The organism is Microbacterium aquimaris, assembly GCF_039531285.1.
GTDB lineage: Bacteria > Actinomycetota > Actinomycetes > Actinomycetales > Microbacteriaceae > Microbacterium > Microbacterium aquimaris.
The window spans coordinates 240,071-259,578 of the sequence record NZ_BAAAPT010000001.1 but is presented as its reverse complement, the minus strand read 5'-3'; the positions used below and the strand labels follow the sequence as shown (position 1 = coordinate 259,578).

Genomic DNA, 19,508 nt, shown 5'->3' with positions numbered 1-19,508 from the left:
CGCGGGCGCCCTCGGGTCAGGCCAGGGCGTCCACGATCGGGCGGAATTTCACGCGTGTCTCGAGCATCTCCGCTTCGGGGTCGCTGCCGGCGACGATGCCGGCCCCTGCGTAGGCGGTGACGGGGATCGTGGCCGCGTCCGTCCCCGCACGCGTACGCTGCGCACCGACCTGCGCGCAGCGCAGGGCGATCGCCCACTCGCCGTCACCGTCGCCGTCCACCCAGCCCACCGGGCCGGCGTAGCGACCGCGGTCGAAGGGCTCGATGCGCCGGATGACCTCGATCGCGGCGTCGGTGGGCGTGCCCGCGACGGCGGCGGTGGGATGCAGTGCGCGGACGAGATCGAGCGAGGAGGCGTCGTCGCCGAGCACACCGGCGACGTCGGTGGCCAGATGCCACAGATTGGGCAGCTCGAGCGCGAAGGGCTCTTCGTCGGCGGCGAGGGTCCGGGTGTGGGGGGCGAGGGCTTCGACGACGCTGCGCACGGCGAAGCGGTGCTCGTCACGGTCCTTCGCGCTGCGGAGCAGATGCCGGGCGGCGGCGTCGTCGTCATCGTGGTCCGGTCCACGTCCGACCGTGCCGGCCAGCACGCGGGCGGTCACCCCGCCGTCGGCGACGGTCACGAGTGTCTCGGGGCTCGCGCCGATCAGACCGTCCACCGCGAAGGCCCAGGTGTCCGGGTAGCCCTCGGCCAGGGCGCGCACGAGTCGGCGGAGGTCGGAGCCGGCCGGCACGGTCCCGACGAGGTCGCGGGCCAGCACCACTTTGCCGACCTCGTCGGCGGCGATCGCCTCGAGCGCTGCCCGCACCGCCGTCTGGTAATCCTCCGGGTCGAGGGAGCCCGGGCCGAGGGTACCCGACCAGGCGGGGCCGAACGGACGCGGCTCGGGCATGCCGATCGGAGAGTGATCGGCCGCCGCGTCCGCCCGCCGGATGCGTGTGATCCAGGAGCGCCCCTGACGTCGGCCGACGACCGTTTCGGGGATGATGAGGCGGCTCGGCCACGCGGAGCGGGGATCGAAGGTCAGCGCGCCGAACGCGAGCAGGCCGGTTCCGGGAAGTCCGACGGTGTCGTCGATATCGGCCTCGGCGGCCACCCGTCGCCACGCGTCGGCGGTCGAGACCTCGGGGGACGAGACCTCGGTGCCCGAGATCTCGTAGCCGCCGAGGTCGCCGACACCCACGACGCCATCGCCGCGGCGTAGCCACGCGAGCGGTCGGTGTGGGTCGGCGTACGGGAGGAGATCGTCGACGGGATCGATCTCCCGTGTCTCGACGAGCAGACGGGGGTACGCGGGCACCCCTCCAGCCTAGTTTCGACCGGCCCCTGCGGTCGCCGCGTGCGCCGAGGTGCACGACGGCGCGGAATAGACTCGCGAGGGTGACCGCCGACTCCTCACGCCCGGAACCGGGCACCCGCACCGTGTTCCGCTGGCGCAAGTGGGACGGCGGACCGCACTGGGTGCACGACTGCATCTATCTCGGACACGACCAGTGGGGTGAGTGGTTCGGACAGCCGGAGGGGACGCGCAGCTTCCGGCCCGGACGGGACTTCTTCACCCGGGCGGCCAGCGTCACCTTGGTTCCGCCCTCGGGGGACCACGCCCTCACCGTCAACGTCGCCCCGCCGGCGTCCAGCCGCATCTACATCGACCTCGCGTGGGATGTGCGCTGGTCCGACACCGAACCGGGCGTGCCGACCGGCATCGACATGGACCTCGACGTCGTCCGCGCCATCGACGAGCGCGGGACCTGGATCGACGACCGGGACGAGTGGGACGAGCACCGCGTCGCCTACGGCTACCCGCCCCACATCGTCGCGCACCTCGAGGCGCTGGCGGTGGACCTCGAGCGGAAGGTGCGGGACCGCGTCGCGCCCTACGACGATGCGACCGCGGACGGCTGGCTGGCTCGGCTGGCGGCGCTCACCGGCGCGTAGAGTCGAAGGGTGACCCCCGACGCACCCGAATCCACCGAACCCAACCGCGCCGACCTGGGCAAGGACCCCGCGCGGGTCTCGGGCATGTTCGACGGTGTCGCAGCCGGCTACGACCGCACCAACACCGTGCTGAGCCTCGGCAATGACCGGATGTGGCGTGCGGCGACCACGCGGGCCGTCGCGCCGAAGGCGGGGGAGCGCATCTTGGATCTTGCCGCCGGAACGGGCGCGTCCAGCGTCTCGCTGGCCCGTAGCGGAGCGCAGGTCGTCGCGGCCGACTTCTCCCCGGGGATGCTCGCCGAGGGTGAGCGTCGCCACGGCGCCGCCGCGCCCGGCGGTGGCATCCCGAACCTGTCCTTCGTCGAAGCCGACGCCACCGCCCTCCCCTTCGACGACGCCGAGTTCGACGCCGTCACGATGTCGTTCGGACTTCGCAACGTCAACGAACCGCGCGTCGCGCTCGGGGAGCTGCTGCGGGTGACCAAGCCCGGCGGGCGCCTGGTGATCTGTGAGTTCTCCCACCCGCCGTCGTCGGCGTTCCGGAAGCTCTACTCCTTCTACAACGACCGGGTGCTTCCGACGGTGGCCAAGACCGTCAGCTCGAACAGCGAGGCCTACGACTACCTCAACGAGTCGATCCGTGACTGGCCGGACCAGCGCACGCTCATGGGGTGGATCCGTGAAGCCGGGTGGACCGGGGTCGCCTACCGCAATCTCACCGGGGGCATCGTGGCCCTGCACCGCGCCACCAAGCCCGCCGCGTGAGCGTGAGTCCCGGGCGGTCCGACCCCCGAGTGCGCGCCGGTAGGCTGGGAGGGTGACTCCCTCAGCGCAGGGCTCGCCGATCGCGGGCAAGCTCGGCCTGGCCGATCGCGTCTTCGCGGGTCCACGATCCCGTCGCCTGCTCGCGAAGGTCGAGGCTGGGCTCGAGCGCGTCGACCGCTCCCTCGAAGCGGAGCTGACGACCGCCGACACCCTGACGAACGCGACCAGCCGGTACCTCTTCGACGCCGGCGGCAAGCGGGTACGGCCCATGCTCGCGCTGCTGACGGCGCAGCTCGGCGAGGGGACGACGGAACGGGTGATCGACGCGGCGACCGCGCTCGAACTGACCCACCTGGGCTCGCTGTACCACGACGACGTCATGGACGAAGCGGACCGTCGGCGCGGAGTGCCCAGCGCGCATTCGGTGTGGGGCAACAGTGTCGCCATCCTCACCGGTGACCTGTTGTTCTCCCGTGCCAGCCAACTCATGGCCAAGCTCGGTGAACGGGCCATCCAGTTGCAGGCGGACACGTTCGAACGCCTCGTGCTCGGCCAGATGCACGAGACGGTCGGGCCGCACGAGAACGACGACCGTGTCGCGTTCTACCTGCAGGTGCTCGCCGACAAGACCGGGTCGCTCATCGCCGCGTCCGCGCAGGCCGGTGCCCTCTTCAGCGACGCCTCCAGCGAGTTCGAGGCCCCGCTGGTGGAGTTCGGCGAGAAGGCCGGTGTCGCCTTCCAGCTGCTCGACGACGTGATCGACCTCTCCGACGACCCCGACGAGACCGGCAAGGTGCCCGGGACCGACCTGCGTGCCGGCGTGCCCACGATGCCCTTCCTCCTGCTCGGCGAGCGCGACGACGACGCCTCGGTCGACCTCCGCGAGCGCATCGACGACGGCGTCGCACGGATCGCGGACGGGGCCGATCCGGTCATCCTCGACGAGCCACTCACAGAGTTGCGCGACCATGAGGCGACGCGTGCCACACTCGATCTCGCCCACACGTGGTCACGCGGAGCCATCGCGGCTCTCGACCCGCTTCCCGACGGCCCCGTCCTCGAGGGTCTCACTCGCTTCGCGCGCGCGGTCGCCGACCGCTCCAGCTGACCGGCACCGTCCCCGCGCGGCCGCTCCGGTGCGAAAAGAAAGGACACCCATGACCACCTTGCGACTGGCGATCGTCGGCGCGGGCCCCGCCGGCATCTACGCCGCCGACATCCTGCTCAAGGCGGAGCGTGCCTTCGACGTGTCCATCGACCTGTTCGAACACCTTCCGGCGCCCTACGGGCTCGTCCGCTACGGCGTCGCCCCCGACCACCCCCGCATCAAGGGGATCGTCAACGCGTTGCGCGGCGTGCTCGACCGGGGCGACATCCGCATCTTCGGCAACGTGCGTTTCGGCGAGGACATCACCCTCGACGACCTCAAGCACCACTACAACGCGGTCATCTTCGCCACCGGAGCGGCCCGCGACGCGGCGCTGGAGATCCCCGGCATCGACGCCGAGGGGTCTTTCGGCGCCGCCGACTTCGTCAGCTGGTTCGACGGACACCCGGACGTGCCCCGCGAATGGCCGCTGGATGCGGAGTCGGTGGCCGTCATCGGCAACGGGAACGTCGCGCTCGACGTGGCGCGCATGCTCGCCAAGCACGCCGAGGACCTGCTTCCCAGCGAGATCCCGGACAATGTGCACGCGGGACTGGCGGCGTCGGCCGTCACCGACGTGCACGTGTTCGGGCGTCGCGGACCCGCACAGGTGAAGTTCACACCGCTGGAGTTGCGCGAACTCGGCGAGCAGCGCGACGTCGACGTGGTCGTGTACGACGAGGACTTCGACTACGACGAGGCGTCGAAGGATGCCATCGCCACCAACAAGCAGGTCATGGTCATCGACCGGGTCCTGCAGAAGTGGCGGACCTCCGATGCGGCCAACGGCGGGGGAGGCGGCGCATCGCGTCGACTCCACCTGCACTTCTGGTCCAAGCCCCTCGAGGTCAAGAAGGACGAGGCCGGTCGGGTGTCTGCGCTCGTGTACGAGCGCACCCGTCCCGACGGCGAGGGGGGCGTGGTCGGCACCGGAGAGGTGCGCGAGCTGCCCATCCGACAGCTGTACCGGGCCGTCGGCTACTTCGGTTCGCCCCTGCCGGGGGTCCCGTTCGACGACCGGCACGGGGTCATCCCGAACCACGAGGGCCAGGTGCTGCACCCCGAGAACAACGAGCGGGTGCCCGGCGTCTACGCCACCGGATGGATCAAACGCGGCCCGGTGGGGTTGATCGGACACACCAAGTCCGACGCGATGGAGACGGTCGGTCACCTCATCAACGACCAGGGCTCCTGGTGGAACCCGGTGGACCCGTCTGCGGAGGCGATCCCGGCCCTCCTCGCCGAGCGCGGCGTGGCCTGGACCGACCTCGCCGGTTGGCACCGCCTCGACGCGCACGAGATCGCCCTCGGCGCGGCAGCCGAGCGGGAGCGGATCAAGGTCGTGCCGCGCGACGAGATGGTCGCCATCTCACGCGGCGAGTGAGCCCCGCGCGAAGCCTCACCCCGGGGCTGATCGCCGCGCTCGGGTTCCTCGCCGCCGTCGGTCCGTTCGCGACCGACATGTACCTGGCGTCGTTCACCGACATCGCCTCCGATCTGGGGGCCCCGGCCTCGGCGGTCCAGTTGACCCTCACGGCGTTCCTCCTCGGGATCGGCGCCGGACAGCTCGTGCTCGGCCCGCTCTCGGATCGGTTCGGCCGACGCCCGGTGATGTTGACGGCGATGGGGGTCTTCGCCGCGTCGGGCATCCTCATGGTGTTCACCCCGAGCATCGAACTGTTCGTCGCGCTCCGGCTGTTGCAGGGATTCACCGGCGCGGCCGGGATCGTCGTCGCGCGTGCCATCGCGGTGGACCTGAGCGTCGGGGATACGGCGGTGCGCGCCCTCAGCCTCCTGGCCACCGTGACGGCGCTCGGTCCGTTGGTCGCCCCGCCGATCGGGGGTGCGGTGGCCGTCCTCGCGGGGTGGCGCGGGGTCCTCGTCGTGCTCGCCGTCGTGTCGGTGACGATGTTCCTGCTCGCCGTCCTGGTCGTGCCCGAGTCGCTCCGGCCCGAACGACGCCAGACCGGCGGCGCGGGCGCGATCTTCGGGATGCTCGTCTCCGCGGCGCGCACGCGCGGTTTCGGGGCCTACGCGTTGACCGTCGCCACCGCGTTCGCGGCCATGATGGCCTACATCTCCGCGTCACCGTTCGTCGGCCAGGAGGTGCTGGGCATGGACCCCTTCCTCTACGCCCTCGCGTTCGCCGTCGGCGCGCTCGGGATCGTCACGGCGAACCTGCTGAATGCCCGGATCGCCCCGCGCATCGGCCCCGGCCGCATGCTCACCTTCGGTGTGGGGCTGCTCGGATGCGGTGCCGCGGCACTCGGAGTCCTGGTGTGGTCCGGACTGCTCAGCCCCGGCCTGTTCATCGCCTGCGCGCTCCTGCTGACGGCCGGCGCCGGGTTCACGATGTCGAACGCATCCGCCCTCGCCCTGGCACGTACCCCGACCATCCGCGGATCGGGTGCGGCTGTCCTCGGTGCCACGCAGTTCCTCGTCGGCGCCATCGTCTCACCCGTGGTGGGCGCGTGGGGTGAAGACACGGCGGTGCCGATGGCCCTCGTCATCGCAACGGCGGTGCTCCTCGCGGCGGGATTCCGGTTGCTGGCGCACCACCGGGTGCGTTCGATCGCGTGATGACCGGTGGCTAGACTCGCCGCATGCCCGGCGTCTGGACCTCCGACGTCCTGGGGGCGCCGTTCGAGCAGCAGACGCTGCCGTTGCCGCCCGGCGCGGACGGCGAGCTCGCCGCGACGCTCGTGCGCAGCGTCCCCGGTCCCCTCAGCGCCCTGACCGGCCCGCTGCGCGATGTCGACGTGCTCAGCGTGCACGGTTGGTCCGACTACTTCTTCAACCGTGAGCTCGCGCGCTTCTGGAACGCGCTCGGTGCCCGCTTCTACGCGTTGGATCTCCGTCGCTACGGACGTAGTCTTCGCGAGGGGAACACCCCGGGGTACGTCGCCTCGCTGGACGAGTACGACGCCGACATCGACGCCGCGCTGGCCGCGATCGATTCCGGCCGGCGCCGACTGGTGTTGCAAGGGCACTCGACAGGTGGCCTCACGCTCGCGCTGTGGACGGCCCGGCACCCGGGACGGGTGGATCGGCTGGTGCTGAACGCGCCCTGGCTGGAGTTCCAGACCGGCGCCTTCGCGCGTCAGGCCATCGCGCCCGTGGTCGGCGCGCGGGCCCGTTTCGATCCGTTCGGCACCCATCCACCGGTCGACCTCGGTTTCTACACGCGAGCCCTCACCGAGCTGGGAACCGCGCCGCGCGGTGATATGCCGGCCGCGTGGCGGCCCGTTCGGGGGTTCGCCACCCATCCGGGCTGGCTGAACGCGGTGCTGGAAGGGCACCGGCGCGTCGACGAGGGCCTGCAGATCGCATGCCCGGTCATCGTGCTGCTCTCGCGCCGCACCGTCAATCCGTTCGTGTGGTCGCCGGCGATGACCGCGGCCGACGCGGTGCTCGTCGTGGACGAGATCGCCCGCGCGGCCACTCGACTGGGCCCGCATGTGACGATCGCGAGGATCGACGGTGCCGTGCACGACGTGTTCCTCTCGGCGCCGGGTGCGCGACAGGTCGCGTACCGCAGCGTCGACGCGTGGATGCGCTCGCGTGTGCCCGGCGCGCTATTCATCTGATCGCCCTTACTACACGCGCGTGCCGCATGCAAGCGTTTGTCTGCCGGATGCGGCCTGACGCACGATGCCGGTGACGGTTCCGCACGGACCGTTCACAGCACGTCGAGGCGAGGGGGCTTGATGCGTCCGAGGAAAACGGGCGGCGTCGTCGTGGCGCTGTCGCTCGTGGTCGGTCTGGGCGCGTGCTCGGCCGACGACGGAGTCCCGACGCTGACCTGGTACATCAATCCCGATGCCGGGGGACAGGAACGCATCGCCCGCGACTGCACCGAGGAGGCCGACGGGGCCTATCGGATCGAGACGACTCTGCTGCCCCGCGATGCGGCGTCCCAACGCGAGCAGTTGGCGAGACGGCTGGCCGCGAGCGACCGGTCCCTGGACATCATGAGTCTGGACCCGCCCTTCATCCCCGAGCTCGCCGAGCCCGGTTTCCTCGCCGAGGTCCCGGAGGACCTGCAGGACACCGACGGTGTCGTGAAGGGTGCCGTCGAGTCGGCCAGTTGGAATGACGAACTGGTCACGGTGCCTTTCTGGGCGAACACGCAACTGCTGTGGTATCGCGAATCGGTGGTCGAGGAGGTCGGGCTCGACATGAATGAGCCCGTCACCTGGGAGCAGATCATCGACGCCGCCGAGGAGAACGACCTGGAGTTGGGTGTGCAGGGCGCGCTCGCGGAGTCCCTGACGGTGTGGATCAACGCGTTGATCGCCTCGGCGGGCGGCGAGATCCTCCAGACCCCCGACGCCGTTCCGGCCGACATGGAACTGGGTATCGACTCCGACGAGGGACGTGCGGCGGCGGAGGTCATTCAGCGTATCGGCGAGAACGGTCTCGCCGGGACCGGGCTGCCTACAGCGAATGAGAACGCCAGCCTGAATCTCTTCGAAGGTGACACGGGGTCGTTCATGGTGAATTGGCCCTTCGTGTGGCCGTCGTTGAACGCCTCCGCGCCCGAGGTGGCCGACGATCTCGGGTGGGCCGTCTACCCGCGGATGGACGCCGACACCCCGGCGGCTCCTCCGGTGGGCGGGATCAATCTGGGAGTCGGCGCGTTCAGTGAGAACCAGGATCTCGCCTGGCAGGCCGTCGAATGCATCGTGCAGCCCGAGCACCAGGCGGAGTACTTCGTGAGCGACGGCAACCCGCCCTCGAACGTCGACGCGTACGACGACGAGACGGTGCAGGAGGAGTTCCCGATGGCCGATGTCATCCGCGAGTCGCTGGACCTGGGAGTCCCGAGGCCGCAGACGCCTTACTACAACGAGATCTCGATCGGGCTCCAGCGCACCTGGCACCCGCCGGCCGACGTCGACCCCGACACGACGCCGGCCACGTCGTCGGCGTTCATCCTCGCCGTGCTTCGAGGGGAGCGACTGCTGTGAGCACGACGCGACCGGCGGAGAGGGGGACCGCACCCCAGCCCGGGGGGCGGTCTGCACGGTCCCGCGAGGAGGCCCGCCTCGGCTGGATGCTGGCGGGGCCGGCATTCGTCATCATGCTCCTGGTGACGATGTACCCGATCCTGCAGGCCTTCTTCGACTCGCTCTTCTCCCTCCGCCTGACCGCTCCCGATGAGCGCGAGTTCATCTGGTTCCGCAACTACACGGTGGTGCTGGGTGACCCGGCGTTCTGGCAGTCGATGGCGGTGACCTTGTTCATCACGGTCGTCACCGTCGTCCTCGAACTCGTGCTCGGGTTCCTGCTGGCGCTGGTCATGCACCGTGCGGTGAAGAGGCTGCGTGGCTTCGCCCGGACGGCGATCCTCGTGCCCTACGGGATCGTCACCGTCGTCGCGGCGTTCGCGTGGTTCTACGCCTTCGACATCAATTCCGGCTATATCAACAGCTGGTTGGCATGGCTGCCGGGGTTCGACGAGGACTTCAACTGGTTCGCCTACCAGGGGTCGTCGCTGTTCGTGATCATCCTTTCGGAGGTGTGGAAAACCACCCCGTTCATCTCGTTGCTGCTGCTGTCCGGACTCGCGCAGGTGCCCGGCGACCTCGAGGAGGCCGCCAAGGTAGACGGTGCGACCGGGTGGGAGGTCATGCGGCGGGTCATCCTGCCGAACATGAAGGCCGCCATCATGGTCGCCGTGCTGTTCCGCACGTTGGAGGCGTTCCGCATCTTCGACAACATCTACATCATGACCGCGGGCGCGAACGGGACCGAGGCGCTGTCCCTGTTGGCCTACAACACCTCGATCGGTCGACTCGAGATCGGCCTCGGCTCTGCGATCTCGGTGCTGTTGTTCCTGAGTGTGCTCATCATCGCCGCGATCTTCATCAAAGGCTTCCGCGTCGATCTGGCGGGGGGACGGGACTCCTGATGCGTACGATGACCTGGCCCCAGCGCGTCGGCTGGATCGCGATCACCGTGGCGGTGCTGGTGTGGTCGCTTTTCCCGGTGTTCTCGATTCTGATGACCTCCTTCAAGACGCCGGGAGGTCTGTTCTCGGGCACGTTGTTGCCCGAGGAATGGACGCTGGAGAACTACGCCGAGATCCTGACCCCCGGTGGATCGGCGCAGGAGCTCTTCCTCACGTCGCTGCGCAACTCGATCGGGATCTCGCTGATCGCCACCGTCATCGCGGTGGTCCTCGCCACGTTGTGTGCGTACGCGATCGCGCGGCTCGACTTCCCCGGCAAGCGCATCATCCTCGTCACGGCGCTGGCCGTGTCGGTGTTCCCGGTCGTCTCGATCGTCACGCCGCTGTTCAATCTGTGGCGCACGATCGGTCTCTACGACACGTGGCTCGGGCTGATCATCCCGTATCTGTCATTGACCCTTCCGATCTCCATCTGGACCCTCGCGGCCTTCTTCCGCCAGATCCCGTGGGAGCTCGAGCAGGCGGCACAGGTCGACGGCGCGACGCCGTTCGAGGCGTTCCGCAAGACCGTCGTTCCGCTGGCCGCGCCCGGCGTGTTCACCACCGCCATCATCGCGTTCTTCATCGCATGGAACGACTTCGTCTACGGGATCTCGCTGACCTCCACCGATGCCGCCCGCCCGGTGCCGGCCGCGCTGTCGTTCTTCACCGGGGCGTCGCAGTTCGAAGACCCGACGGGGGCGATCTCGGCCGCCGCGATCGTCGTGACCATCCCGATCGTCATCGTCGTGGTCGTCTTCCAACGTCGGATCGTCTCCGGCCTCACCCAGGGTGCGGTGAAGGGATGACCCCGCGCCCGGTAGCTCCCGCCCGCACGCCTTCGAAGGAGTCGACATGGCATCCATCACGCTGAACAACGTCGTCAAGACGTATGACGACGGCTTCACCGCGGTCAAGGGCATCGACCTCGAGATCGCAGATGGGGAGTTCGTGATCCTCGTGGGTCCGTCCGGCTGCGGAAAGTCGACGTTGTTGCGCATGATCGTCGGCCTCGAAGACATCACCGACGGCGAGTTGCGCATCGACGACGCCGTCGTCAACGACAAGGCGCCGAAGGACCGCAACCTCGCGATGGTCTTCCAGAACTACGCGCTCTACCCCCACCTGACGGTGTACGAGAACATCGCGTTCCCGATGCGCCTGAAGGCCAGCGACGTCGATGATGAGGAGCTCGACGCGCGGGTCAGACGTGCGTCGGGTCTGCTCGAGCTGGACGAGCACCTCGATCGGAAGCCGGCGAACCTCTCGGGAGGTCAGCGCCAGCGTGTGGCGATGGGGCGGGCGATCGTCCGCAACGCCGACGCGTTCCTCTTCGACGAGCCGCTGTCGAACCTGGATGCGAAGCTTCGGGGTCAGATGCGCACCGAGATCGCACGACTGCAGCGCTCGCTCGGGATCACGACGGTCTACGTCACGCACGACCAGACCGAGGCGATGACGCTGGGCGACCGCGTGGCCGTGCTCCGACGCGGGGAGCTGCAGCAGGTGGCCAGCCCGCGTGGGCTCTACGAGCAGCCCGCCAACCTCTTCGTCGCGGGCTTCATCGGGTCGCCCCCGATGAACTTCCTGCACGGCTCGGTGGAGGGTGACACGCTTCGACTGCCGATGATGGAGGTGCCGCTGGACGAGCGGCTGCGTGCCGCGATCGGGGACCGGTCGACGGTCATCGTGGGAGTGCGCCCGGATGCGTTCCAAGACGTCGAGGCGATGGAGAGCGAGCCCCGCGAAGGTCTCCGGGTCACCGTCGATGTCGAGATGACCGAGTGGCTCGGGGAGGTGCTCTACGCCTATGTGCCGTTCGAGACCGACGAGGAGGTGCGTGAGACGCTGTCGGAACTCGATCGAGACCTCGATGGGGAGAGCCTTCGCACCGAGATGGTCGTCGCGTTGAACGCGGACAGCCTCATCGTCGGTGGAGACGAGGCGACGTTGTGGCTCTCCCCCGATGCGCTCTATGTCTTCGACCCGGAGACCAGCGTGAATCTCACGCGCGATGACGAGCGTGCCGAACAGCTCGAGGAGCAAGGTCGCGCGCAACGTCAGCGCGCCCTGGAGCGCGCGAAGGAACGCGAGGCGAAATCCTCCGTGTGACCCGGCGGCGGTACGGATAGCCGCACATCGTAGATAGTGATCACCATTCTCGATTACCCTGTGGTGATCCGCGCGCGACGCGGTCGATCGAGAGGAGATGGGCGATGGCGAGTGGTTCCGCCTTCATGAAGGTAGAGACCGTGCGGCCTGCGGGGTGGTACGCGGATTCGCAGGTTCCCGGGCGAGAGCGCTGGTTCGACGGCGAGGCGTGGACGTCGCTGGTTCGGGGTGAGGCGACCGCCGAGAAGCGCCCCTGTTCCTGCAACTGCTGATCCGGTAGACGGGTGACGCCGTCAGCGGGGCATGCAAATGGTCAGCATCCGCTGTATAGTCAGCGTGTGCTGACCATTGCTTCGCGTATCGATGTCATGACGCGGTTGGGTCGGGCGATGACCGACCCGACACGCTCCCGCATACTGCTCGAGCTCATCGAGGGTCCGGGCTATCCCGCACGGCTGGCCGAGTCCCTCGACCTCAGTCGCACCAACGTCTCCAATCACCTCGCGTGTCTGCGCGGGTGCGGTCTCGTCGTCGCGATTCCGGAGGGGCGCCAGACCCGCTACGAGATCGCCGACCCCCACCTCACCCGCGCCATCACGGTGCTCGTGGACGCCGTGATCGCTGTCGACGACGGGAGCTCGTGCGATGGGGAGGGCTGTGCGCTTCCGGGATGCTGCGCGACCGACCGCGGTGCGTCGGTCGCGGTGGGGGGTTCGTGAGCGCCGCGTGCTGCGCGCCCGGAACCCCTGACGCCTCCGCCGACACCGACGTTGCGGACGACATTTCCCCGTCCGCGCTCAGGCCGCCGTGGTGGCGTGACCCCGCTCTCCTTCCCTCCCTCGCATCGGGCGTCCTCCTTGCGGCGGGTTTCGGCGCCGAGGTGGGGGGTGCGTCGGTGCCGGCCGTCGTGCTCCAGACCGCGGCGCTGCTGGCGGGAGCGTGGACGTTCGTTCCCGGCGCGGTTCGCGCGCTGTGGCGCGGTCGGCTCGGGGTCAACCTGCTGATGACGATCGCGGCGATCGGAGCCGTCCTTCTCGGCCACGTCGGCGAGGCCGCGGCGCTCGCCTTCCTCTTCTCGCTGGCGGAGACACTGGAAGACCGTGCCATGGATCGCGCGAAGGAGGGCCTGCGGGCGCTTCTGACGCTCATGCCCGACACGGCGAGGCTGTCGAAGCTGTCGGGGGAGGTGACCATACCGGCCGCGGAAGTGCGGGAGCTGGATATCCTGGTCGTGGGTGCCGGTCAGCGCATCGCCACCGACGGGGTCGTCGTCGAAGGCCGCTCCAGCGTCGACACCTCGGCGGTGACCGGCGAGTCGATCCCCGTCGACGTCGCGCCGGGAGTACCGGTGCCCGCCGGGTCCGTCAACGGTGCGGGAACGCTGCACGTCGAGGCCACCGCGGATGGATGCGACAACTCGCTGACCCAGATCGTCCAGCTCGTCGAACAGGCCCACGCGCGGAAGGGTGAACGCGCTCGTCTCGCGGACCGTATCGCCCGCCCGCTCGTTCCGGCGGTCCTCATCGTCGCAGGCCTCGTGGCGCTGTACGGTGTGTTCGTCGGCGATCCCCTGTTGTGGGTCGAACGGGCGCTGGTGGTGCTTGTGGCCGCGTCGCCCTGCGCGCTGGCGATCGCAGTGCCCGTGACCGTGATCAGTGCCATCGGTTCGGCCTCTCGGTTCGGCGTGGTGATCAAGACCGGCGACGCTTTCGAACAGCTCGGCACGGTCCGCCACGTCGCCTTCGACAAGACCGGCACCCTCACCCGCAACGAGCCTTCCGTCGTCGAGGTCTGCACCGTCCCGACGGTGCCGCACGAAGACGCGCTTGCCTTCGCCGGGGCCCTCGAGGCGACCAGTACGCATCCGCTCGCCCAGGCGATCGTCGCCGCCGGCGCACAGGGGGGCGCGTCGACCCCCGCGGCCACCGACGTCGTCGAGCACGCCGGCGAGGGGGTCACCGGCTTGATCGGTGGGCGCCGGGTTCGCGTCGGGAGTACACGGTGGATCCCGGTGGGGGCGTTCGAAGACGAGGTCGAGCGGATGTCCGGCCTGGGGATGACCGTCGTCGCCGTCGAGGTTCAGGAGCGACTCGCGGGCCTGATCGGGGTGCGTGATGAACTGCGCCCCGAGGCCGCCGAGACCGTCGCGATGCTGCGTGCCCAGGGTGTGGAGGTGGTCATGCTCACGGGAGACAACCCTCGCACCGCGGGGGCCGTCGCCTCGGGCGCCGGGATCGCCGACGTGCGCGCAAGCCTGCGGCCCGCAGACAAGGCTGCGGCGATCGACGAGTTGTCGGTGCGGGGGCCGAGCGCGATGGTGGGCGACGGGATCAACGACGCACCCGCGTTGGCATCGGCGACGGTCGGCCTCGCGATGGGCGTGCGCGGTGCGGCGGCTGCGGTGGAATCAGCCGATGCGGCATTCATCGGTCACGACCTGCGGCTCATCCCGTTGGCGCTCGCCCATGCGCGTCGGGGCCGGAGGATCATGACCGTCAACATCGCGCTCGCGTTGGCGATCATCGTCGTCCTGTTCCCCCTGGCGCTTTTCGGGATGGTGGGGTTGGCCGGGGTCGTCCTCGTGCACGAGATCGCCGAGGTGATCGTCATCCTCAACGGGGTTCGAGCGGCGAGGCGGCCGGCGGCCGCGCGCCGTCTTGCCGCATCGACGGGCGAGCTCCACGCCGCGCGCGTCTGATCACTCGCCGGGAGGGCACTGGCGGCATCGGCCGAACACCTCGATCAGGTGGTGGGTCACGGTGAACCCGTGTTCGAGAGCCGCCGCCCGGATCCACTCCTCGTCGGGAGGGGAGATGTCTGCGGCGGCCCCGCAGCTCTCACAGATCAGGTGGTGGTGATGTGCACCGGGGCGGCGGCAGGTGCGGAAGAGCTGCCCGCTCGCTCCGGAGATCGTGTCGGCGTCGCCCTGCTCCGCGAGGGCGCCCAGGTGGCGATAGACCGTTGCGAGCCCGATCGAATCGCCGTCGGCGTTGATCTGGAGATGGAGCTGTTGGGCGGAGACGAACCCGTCGGTGCGCGCAAGCGCCCGGCGCACGGTGTCACGTTTGGTGCTCTCCCGATTCGACTGGTCTCGCGTGTCGGACGCCGTCATGGTGCCTCCTCGCACGGGTGGATCGGGGGATGTCGCTCGCGGGTCCCTCCGCACACGGGTGCCCGGTGCTGCGCCGATCGATGAAGCCATCGCATCTCACGATACATGCGAGTGATAATCGTTCTCCATCGAAGCGGGGTGTCTTCTGCGCCGTCGTCGGAGAAGGCGGCTCGCCGCCAGGGCGACCACGAACTCGCTGCCCGCCACGAGCGCGATGATGCCACCCGCGCTCACGCCGGCGGCGCGCGACAGGAGCGTGCCGGAGACTGCGGCGCCGATGCTGAGGAGCGGGGCCACCGCGATCATGCCGATCCAGGTGCGCGTCACCAGCCGCGCCGCCGACGCCGGGCCGGCCAACAAGGCGATCGTCAGCACGGCGCCCGCGGCGGGGATGGCCACGACCGCGGCGATCACGACGATCGTGAGGACGGCACCCTCGACGATCGCCTCCCGGCCGCCGACCGATCGAAACCCGGCGACGTCGAAGGTCGAGAACAGCAGCGGTCGGCGCAACACGATCACGATCATCACGACGACCAGCAGTGCGCCGGCGGCAATCGGGAGTGAGCCGACGGGAGCGAAGAAGAGGCTGCCCACGAGCACCGATTCCGGGCTGATCGGGATGTGCGGATTGAGCGACTGGAGCACCACACCCATGGCGAACCCGCTGGTGAGGACGAGTCCGGCGCTCACATTCCGGCTGATCTCCCGTCTGCGCTCGAGGAGCAGCATCATCCCCACGAGGGCGACGCCGGATACGCCGGCACCGAGAAGGACGTTCACGCCCAGGATCGCGGCGACGATTGCGCCCGGGAAGGTCGCGTGAGTGAGCGCCTGGGCGAAGAAGACGCGCCCCCGCATCACGATGACCGTCCCGCCCAGCCCGGTGATCGCGCCGATGAGCGTGGCGAGCACGAGGGCACGTTCGAAGTAGCCCATCAGGTTCTCACAGCCCGGTGTCGTGCCCACCCGTCGAGGAGGATGCGCACGGTGACGAGGGCCAGGTAGCCGATCGTCATGGTCAGCACGACCGTCGCGCCTCCGGGCAACAGGGAGCTGGCAGAGAGCGAGATCGAGAACGCCGCCCACAGCCCCCACCATGCCGCGAGTACGGTGAAGACGATCGCGGTGAGGACGATCCACTCGATCCGACGTGAGATCAGCCGTCCGGCCGCTCCCGGAAGCATGAGGATCGCGAGGACGAGGAGATTCCCGACGGTGTTGGAGGCGGCCACGACGACGAGGGCGATGGCGATGGTGAGCGCGAGGTCGGTGAGGAGGACACGCCCGCCTGCGGCCGTGGCGCCCGCGGCGTCGAACGCCCGGAAGACCTGGCGGCGCCACGTCACCGCGACCAGAGCCAGCGCCAGCACCAGGGTGACGCCCAGGGGGAGCAACTCCGAGGGCTGCACGGTGAACAGGCGGCCGAACAGCAGCTCCTGCAGCTGCCCGGCATAGTCGGACTTGCGGCTGACGATGATCACGCCGATGCCGAAGGCCGACGTCAGGACCGTGGCAGTCGCGGCATCCGATGAGACCTTCCGCCGGGTCAGGAGCGTCAACACCACCGCGGCCAGGACGGTCGTGACCACCGCCCCGGGATACAGTCCCTCGGTGCCACCGACCACGTATCCGATGACGATCCCGGGGAAAGCGGCGTGGATGAGGCCGTCGCTCATGAACTCGAGACCACGGAGGTTCACGAGCGTGGAGATCGGTCCGGCGGCGAGGGAGATCAGAATCATCGCCGCCAGGGCAGTCGTCATGAAGGGGTAGGCGAACGGGTCGAACAGGTGCATCAGCGCTCACCCGCCGATGCATGAGGGTCGTGCCGCTGGAACACCTCCGCGAACTCCGGCCCGCCCACCACCTGGTCGACGGGTCCTGCTGCGACGACCCGGCGGTCGATGAGCAACGCGCGTGTGCAGGTCGCCTGGGCGAGCGAGACGTCGTGCGTGGAGAGGATGACGGCCACCCCCGAGTCGATCAGCGCCGCGACCGTGGCCATCAGGGCCTCGCGGCTGGGCTGGTCGAGTCCGTTGAACGGCTCGTCCAGCAGGAGTAGTTGGGGATCGCTCGCGATGGCCCGTGCCAGGAGGGCACGTTGGCGCTGGCCGCCGGAGAGGTCGCCGAACACGCGCCCGGCAAGGCCGGTCAGCGCGGTGCGTTCGAGCGCGCGGTCGACCGCCTGTCGGTCCGCCCGCCGAAGGGGCCGTAGCCACCCGCGCTGGGCATAGCGTCCCATCGTCACCACCTGGCGCACTCTGATGGGAAAGTCCGGATCGATGTGATCGGACTGGGGAAGGTAGCCCATTCGGGGGGATCCGGAGACCGTGCCTGTCAGTGGGGGGAGGAGCCCCAGCAGACCCTTGAACAGGGTCGATTTGCCGGCCCCGTTGGGCCCGATCAGTGCGATGGCTTCTCCGGGTGAGACGCGAAGCCGCACGTCGGCGAGCGCCGGCGCGACTGCACCGCCATACCCGAACGAGGCGTCCTCGACCGTGATCAGTGGCGTGGGTCGAAAGGTGGTGTCGTCCTCGTCGGGGGCGCGGCCCGCGCGGCGTGGCCGCGGCGTCCTAGTCCGCATCCACGCTGGCGGCGCCGGCGACCGCGTCCGGCACCGGTGCCGCCTCGACGCCCCACGAACCGACGATGAGCTCGGTGTTGTGGACCATGCTGCCGACGTAGGTGGCGCCGGGGGTACCCGCGACGCCCAACGAGTCTGCATACAGGGCATCGTCGCCGGAGTAGACCGTCACGCCGGCCTCGGCCGCGATCGTCTCCGCGGCGGCGGGGTTGATCGACGACTCGGCGAAGACCGCCGGGGCGCCCGTCTCTCGGATCAACGCCACCAGCTCGTCGATCTCCTGGGCGCTCGCCTCCGCGCTGTCATCGAGGCTGGGGATCACCGCGCCGACGTACTCGAGGTCGTAGCGGTCGACGTAGTAGCCGAGGGCGTCATGGCTGGTCACCAGGAGACGGTCTTCGGCGGGAACCTGGTCGACGCTCGCGATGATCCAGGCGTCGAGCTCCTCGAGGGTCCCGAGATACGTGTCGGCGTTGGCCGTGTACGTGTCGGCGTTGTCGGGGTCGGCCTCGATCAGGGCGTGGGCGATGTTGTCGACCATGATCTCGGCGTCTGCGGCCGACTGCCAGATGTGCGGGTCGTACTCGCCGTGGTCGTGGTCGTGGTCGTGCTCGTCTTCGGAGTGGGCGTGCTCGTCTTCGGAGTCCTCCTCTTCGGAGTGGTCGTGCTCGTGTTCCTCTTCCTCGCTGTATGCGAGGAGTTCGACACCGTCGGAATTGTCGACGACGACGGGGTCGGATCCCGCCGAGGCGAGCGCGTCCTCGAGCCACGGCTCGAAGTCGACGCCGTTTTCGATGACGATGTCGGCTTCCGTGAGTGCGACGAGGTCGGCCGCGCTCGGGTCGAAGGCGTGGGGGCTCACGCCCGGCTGAAGGACCTGGTACACCGACACGCCATCGACCTCGCCGACGATCTCCCGCACGAAGTCGCCCACCTGCGTCGTCGTGGCGACGACCCGTAGCTCCTCGTCGGTCGAGGCCGGAGCGGTACTACTGCACCCGCTGAGGGTGCCGAGGCCGACGGCCCCGGCCATCAGTGCTGCGGGAACGGATGTGGCTTTGCGCATGATCGTCTCTCCTCCGCGATGAGTGCGGGAGTTCTCGGGTCGGGTTGACACAGAGCCTAGAGAACGAGAATCGTTCTCAGCAAATCTCGACACGCCGCCCACGAAGGGTCCTCGATCAGCGCGCCCACCTGCGGCTGAGCACACGCACTCCACGCCTTCGCAAACCTCGAGAACCGCGGAAACACACCGCGCAAGACGGGGCAGCCGCGTACCGGGTCCGCGGACTCTTGCGGAGTCCCTGCGGACGGAGGGCAATAAACCTCTGGTGAGAGGCTTGATCTACCGGTAGTTGACGAACTGCAGCGCGACATCCAGGTCGGCGGCCTTGAGGAGGCGCTGGACCTCCTGCAGGTCGTCGCGGCTCTTGGACTGCACGCGCAGCTCGTCGCCCTGGATCTGCGACTTCACCGACTTCGGGCCCTCGTCGCGGATGATCTTGCCGATCTTCTTGGCGTCCTCCTGCGAGATGCCTTCCTTGAGGGTCGAGACGATCCGGAACTCCTTGCCGCTGGCCTGCGGCTCGCCGCTCTCGAGGCTCTTCAGCGAGATGCCGCGCTTGATGAGCTTGGTCTGGAAGACGTCGAGGGCGGCGGTGGCGCGCTCCTCGGTGTTGGCCTTGATCAGCACGGCTTCGCCGCTCCACTCGATCGAGACGCCGGTGCCCTTGAAGTCGTAGCGCTGTTCGAGCTCCTTGCGGGCCTGGTTCAGCGCATTGTCGGCTTCCTGGTGATCGATCTTCGAGACGATGTCAAAACTGGAGTCTGCCATCCCCCAAATCTACTCCCGACGGACCGCCGCGCGCGGGTGAAGCGGCGCGGCTCTGGTGGG

The 19,508-nt window shown here is 69.2% G+C and carries 20 protein-coding genes; 13 read left to right on the top strand and 7 right to left on the bottom strand.

Annotated elements, in window-relative coordinates; translation table 11 throughout:
* Positions 1–16 precede the first annotated feature (16 nt).
* On the bottom strand, positions 17–1,300 hold the full coding sequence (locus ABD204_RS01295; protein ID WP_194422923.1) for an isochorismate synthase: 1,284 nt from the start codon (positions 1,298–1,300) through the stop codon (positions 17–19).
* Positions 1,301–1,380: 80 nt separating this feature from the next.
* Here ABD204_RS01295 and ABD204_RS01290 point away from each other — a divergent pair, with 80 nt between their 5' ends.
* From ABD204_RS01290 to ABD204_RS01235, 13 genes are all read left to right on the top strand, one after another.
* Entirely contained in the window at positions 1,381–1,938 is a 558-nt protein-coding gene (locus ABD204_RS01290; RefSeq protein WP_194422922.1) for a DUF402 domain-containing protein, read from the top strand.
* Positions 1,939–1,947: 9 nt separating this feature from the next.
* Entirely contained in the window at positions 1,948–2,703 is a 756-nt protein-coding gene (locus ABD204_RS01285; RefSeq protein ID WP_322597653.1) for a demethylmenaquinone methyltransferase, read from the top strand.
* Between the two features lie 52 nt (positions 2,704–2,755).
* Positions 2,756–3,811 (top strand): polyprenyl synthetase family protein, encoded by a 1,056-nt coding sequence (locus ABD204_RS01280; protein ID WP_194422921.1) that lies wholly within the window; start codon positions 2,756–2,758, stop codon positions 3,809–3,811.
* A 49-nt stretch (positions 3,812–3,860) separates the two neighbouring features.
* Positions 3,861–5,234, top strand: a complete 1,374-nt coding sequence (locus tag ABD204_RS01275; RefSeq protein ID WP_194422920.1) for an FAD-dependent oxidoreductase — start codon at positions 3,861–3,863, stop codon at positions 5,232–5,234.
* Complete coding sequence (locus ABD204_RS01270; RefSeq protein WP_194422919.1) at positions 5,231–6,430, top strand: multidrug effflux MFS transporter; 1,200 nt, start codon at positions 5,231–5,233, stop codon at positions 6,428–6,430. The genes ABD204_RS01275 and ABD204_RS01270 overlap by 4 nt, the downstream gene beginning before the upstream one ends.
* A 23-nt stretch (positions 6,431–6,453) precedes the next feature.
* Positions 6,454–7,437 carry an alpha/beta hydrolase gene (locus ABD204_RS01265; protein ID WP_194422918.1) on the top strand — a complete coding sequence of 328 codons (984 nt, stop codon included), beginning with the start codon at positions 6,454–6,456 and terminating at the stop codon, positions 7,435–7,437.
* Between the two features lie 120 nt (positions 7,438–7,557).
* On the top strand, positions 7,558–8,820 hold the full coding sequence (locus tag ABD204_RS01260) for a sugar ABC transporter substrate-binding protein (RefSeq protein ID WP_194422917.1): 1,263 nt from the start codon (positions 7,558–7,560) through the stop codon (positions 8,818–8,820).
* A complete protein-coding gene (locus ABD204_RS01255) occupies positions 8,817–9,764 on the top strand; it encodes a carbohydrate ABC transporter permease (RefSeq protein WP_322597654.1) in 948 nt (315 codons plus the stop codon). The genes ABD204_RS01260 and ABD204_RS01255 overlap by 4 nt, the downstream gene beginning before the upstream one ends.
* An 8-nt stretch (positions 9,765–9,772) precedes the next feature.
* Positions 9,773–10,612, top strand: coding sequence for a carbohydrate ABC transporter permease (locus ABD204_RS01250; protein ID WP_409264002.1), 840 nt, complete (start codon positions 9,773–9,775; stop codon positions 10,610–10,612).
* Positions 10,613–10,658: 46 nt separating this feature from the next.
* On the top strand, positions 10,659–11,915 hold the full coding sequence (locus ABD204_RS01245; protein ID WP_194422914.1) for an ABC transporter ATP-binding protein: 1,257 nt from the start codon (positions 10,659–10,661) through the stop codon (positions 11,913–11,915).
* A 104-nt stretch (positions 11,916–12,019) separates the two neighbouring features.
* Complete coding sequence (locus ABD204_RS14070) at positions 12,020–12,187, top strand: DUF2510 domain-containing protein (RefSeq protein WP_194422913.1); 168 nt, start codon at positions 12,020–12,022, stop codon at positions 12,185–12,187.
* Between the two features lie 66 nt (positions 12,188–12,253).
* Positions 12,254–12,634 carry a Cd(II)/Pb(II)-sensing metalloregulatory transcriptional regulator CmtR gene (gene cmtR, locus ABD204_RS01240; protein ID WP_322597655.1) on the top strand — a complete coding sequence of 127 codons (381 nt, stop codon included), beginning with the start codon at positions 12,254–12,256 and terminating at the stop codon, positions 12,632–12,634.
* Positions 12,631–14,613 (top strand): heavy metal translocating P-type ATPase, encoded by a 1,983-nt coding sequence (locus ABD204_RS01235; RefSeq protein ID WP_409264003.1) that lies wholly within the window; start codon positions 12,631–12,633, stop codon positions 14,611–14,613. The genes cmtR and ABD204_RS01235 overlap by 4 nt, the downstream gene beginning before the upstream one ends.
* Here the strand turns inward: ABD204_RS01235 and ABD204_RS01230 are convergent, their stop codons facing one another.
* The 6 genes from ABD204_RS01230 to ABD204_RS01205 form a co-directional block, all read right to left on the bottom strand.
* Entirely contained in the window at positions 14,614–15,027 is a 414-nt protein-coding gene (locus ABD204_RS01230; RefSeq protein ID WP_194422911.1) for a Fur family transcriptional regulator, read from the bottom strand.
* Between the two features lie 96 nt (positions 15,028–15,123).
* Positions 15,124–15,996, bottom strand: coding sequence for a metal ABC transporter permease (locus ABD204_RS01225; protein WP_322597656.1), 873 nt, complete (start codon positions 15,994–15,996; stop codon positions 15,124–15,126).
* Entirely contained in the window at positions 15,966–16,826 is an 861-nt protein-coding gene (locus ABD204_RS01220; RefSeq protein WP_322597657.1) for a metal ABC transporter permease, read from the bottom strand. The genes ABD204_RS01225 and ABD204_RS01220 overlap by 31 nt, the downstream gene beginning before the upstream one ends.
* Positions 16,826–17,614 carry a metal ABC transporter ATP-binding protein gene (locus ABD204_RS01215; RefSeq protein ID WP_194424298.1) on the bottom strand — a complete coding sequence of 263 codons (789 nt, stop codon included), beginning with the start codon at positions 17,612–17,614 and terminating at the stop codon, positions 16,826–16,828. Before ABD204_RS01215 ends, ABD204_RS01220 begins: the two co-directional genes overlap by 1 nt.
* Entirely contained in the window at positions 17,604–18,680 is a 1,077-nt protein-coding gene (locus ABD204_RS01210) for a metal ABC transporter substrate-binding protein (protein ID WP_194422908.1), read from the bottom strand. The genes ABD204_RS01215 and ABD204_RS01210 overlap by 11 nt, the downstream gene beginning before the upstream one ends.
* Before the next feature lie 279 nt (positions 18,681–18,959).
* Positions 18,960–19,448, bottom strand: coding sequence for a YajQ family cyclic di-GMP-binding protein (locus ABD204_RS01205; protein WP_194422907.1), 489 nt, complete (start codon positions 19,446–19,448; stop codon positions 18,960–18,962).
* Positions 19,449–19,508 lie beyond the last annotated feature (60 nt).

Bases quoted from the DNA above. Each gene is read 5' to 3' on its own strand.
- ABD204_RS01220 (WP_322597657.1), bottom strand. From the start codon at position 16,826: ATGCACCTGTTCGACCCGTTCGCCTACCCCTTCATGACGACTGCCCTG.
- ABD204_RS01250 (WP_409264002.1), top strand. From the start codon at position 9,773: ATGACCTGGCCCCAGCGCGTCGGCTGGATCGCGATCACCGTGGCGGTG.
- ABD204_RS01245 (WP_194422914.1), top strand. From the start codon at position 10,659: ATGGCATCCATCACGCTGAACAACGTCGTCAAGACGTATGACGACGGC.
- ABD204_RS01230 (WP_194422911.1), bottom strand. From the start codon at position 15,027: ATGACGGCGTCCGACACGCGAGACCAGTCGAATCGGGAGAGCACCAAA.
- ABD204_RS01260 (WP_194422917.1), top strand. From the start codon at position 7,558: ATGCGTCCGAGGAAAACGGGCGGCGTCGTCGTGGCGCTGTCGCTCGTG.
- ABD204_RS01275 (WP_194422920.1), top strand. From the start codon at position 3,861: ATGACCACCTTGCGACTGGCGATCGTCGGCGCGGGCCCCGCCGGCATC.
- ABD204_RS01210 (WP_194422908.1), bottom strand. From the start codon at position 18,680: ATGCGCAAAGCCACATCCGTTCCCGCAGCACTGATGGCCGGGGCCGTC.
- ABD204_RS01215 (WP_194424298.1), bottom strand. From the start codon at position 17,614: ATGCGGACTAGGACGCCGCGGCCACGCCGCGCGGGCCGCGCCCCCGAC.
- ABD204_RS01265 (WP_194422918.1), top strand. From the start codon at position 6,454: ATGCCCGGCGTCTGGACCTCCGACGTCCTGGGGGCGCCGTTCGAGCAG.
- ABD204_RS01205 (WP_194422907.1), bottom strand. From the start codon at position 19,448: ATGGCAGACTCCAGTTTTGACATCGTCTCGAAGATCGATCACCAGGAA.
- ABD204_RS14070 (WP_194422913.1), top strand. From the start codon at position 12,020: ATGGCGAGTGGTTCCGCCTTCATGAAGGTAGAGACCGTGCGGCCTGCG.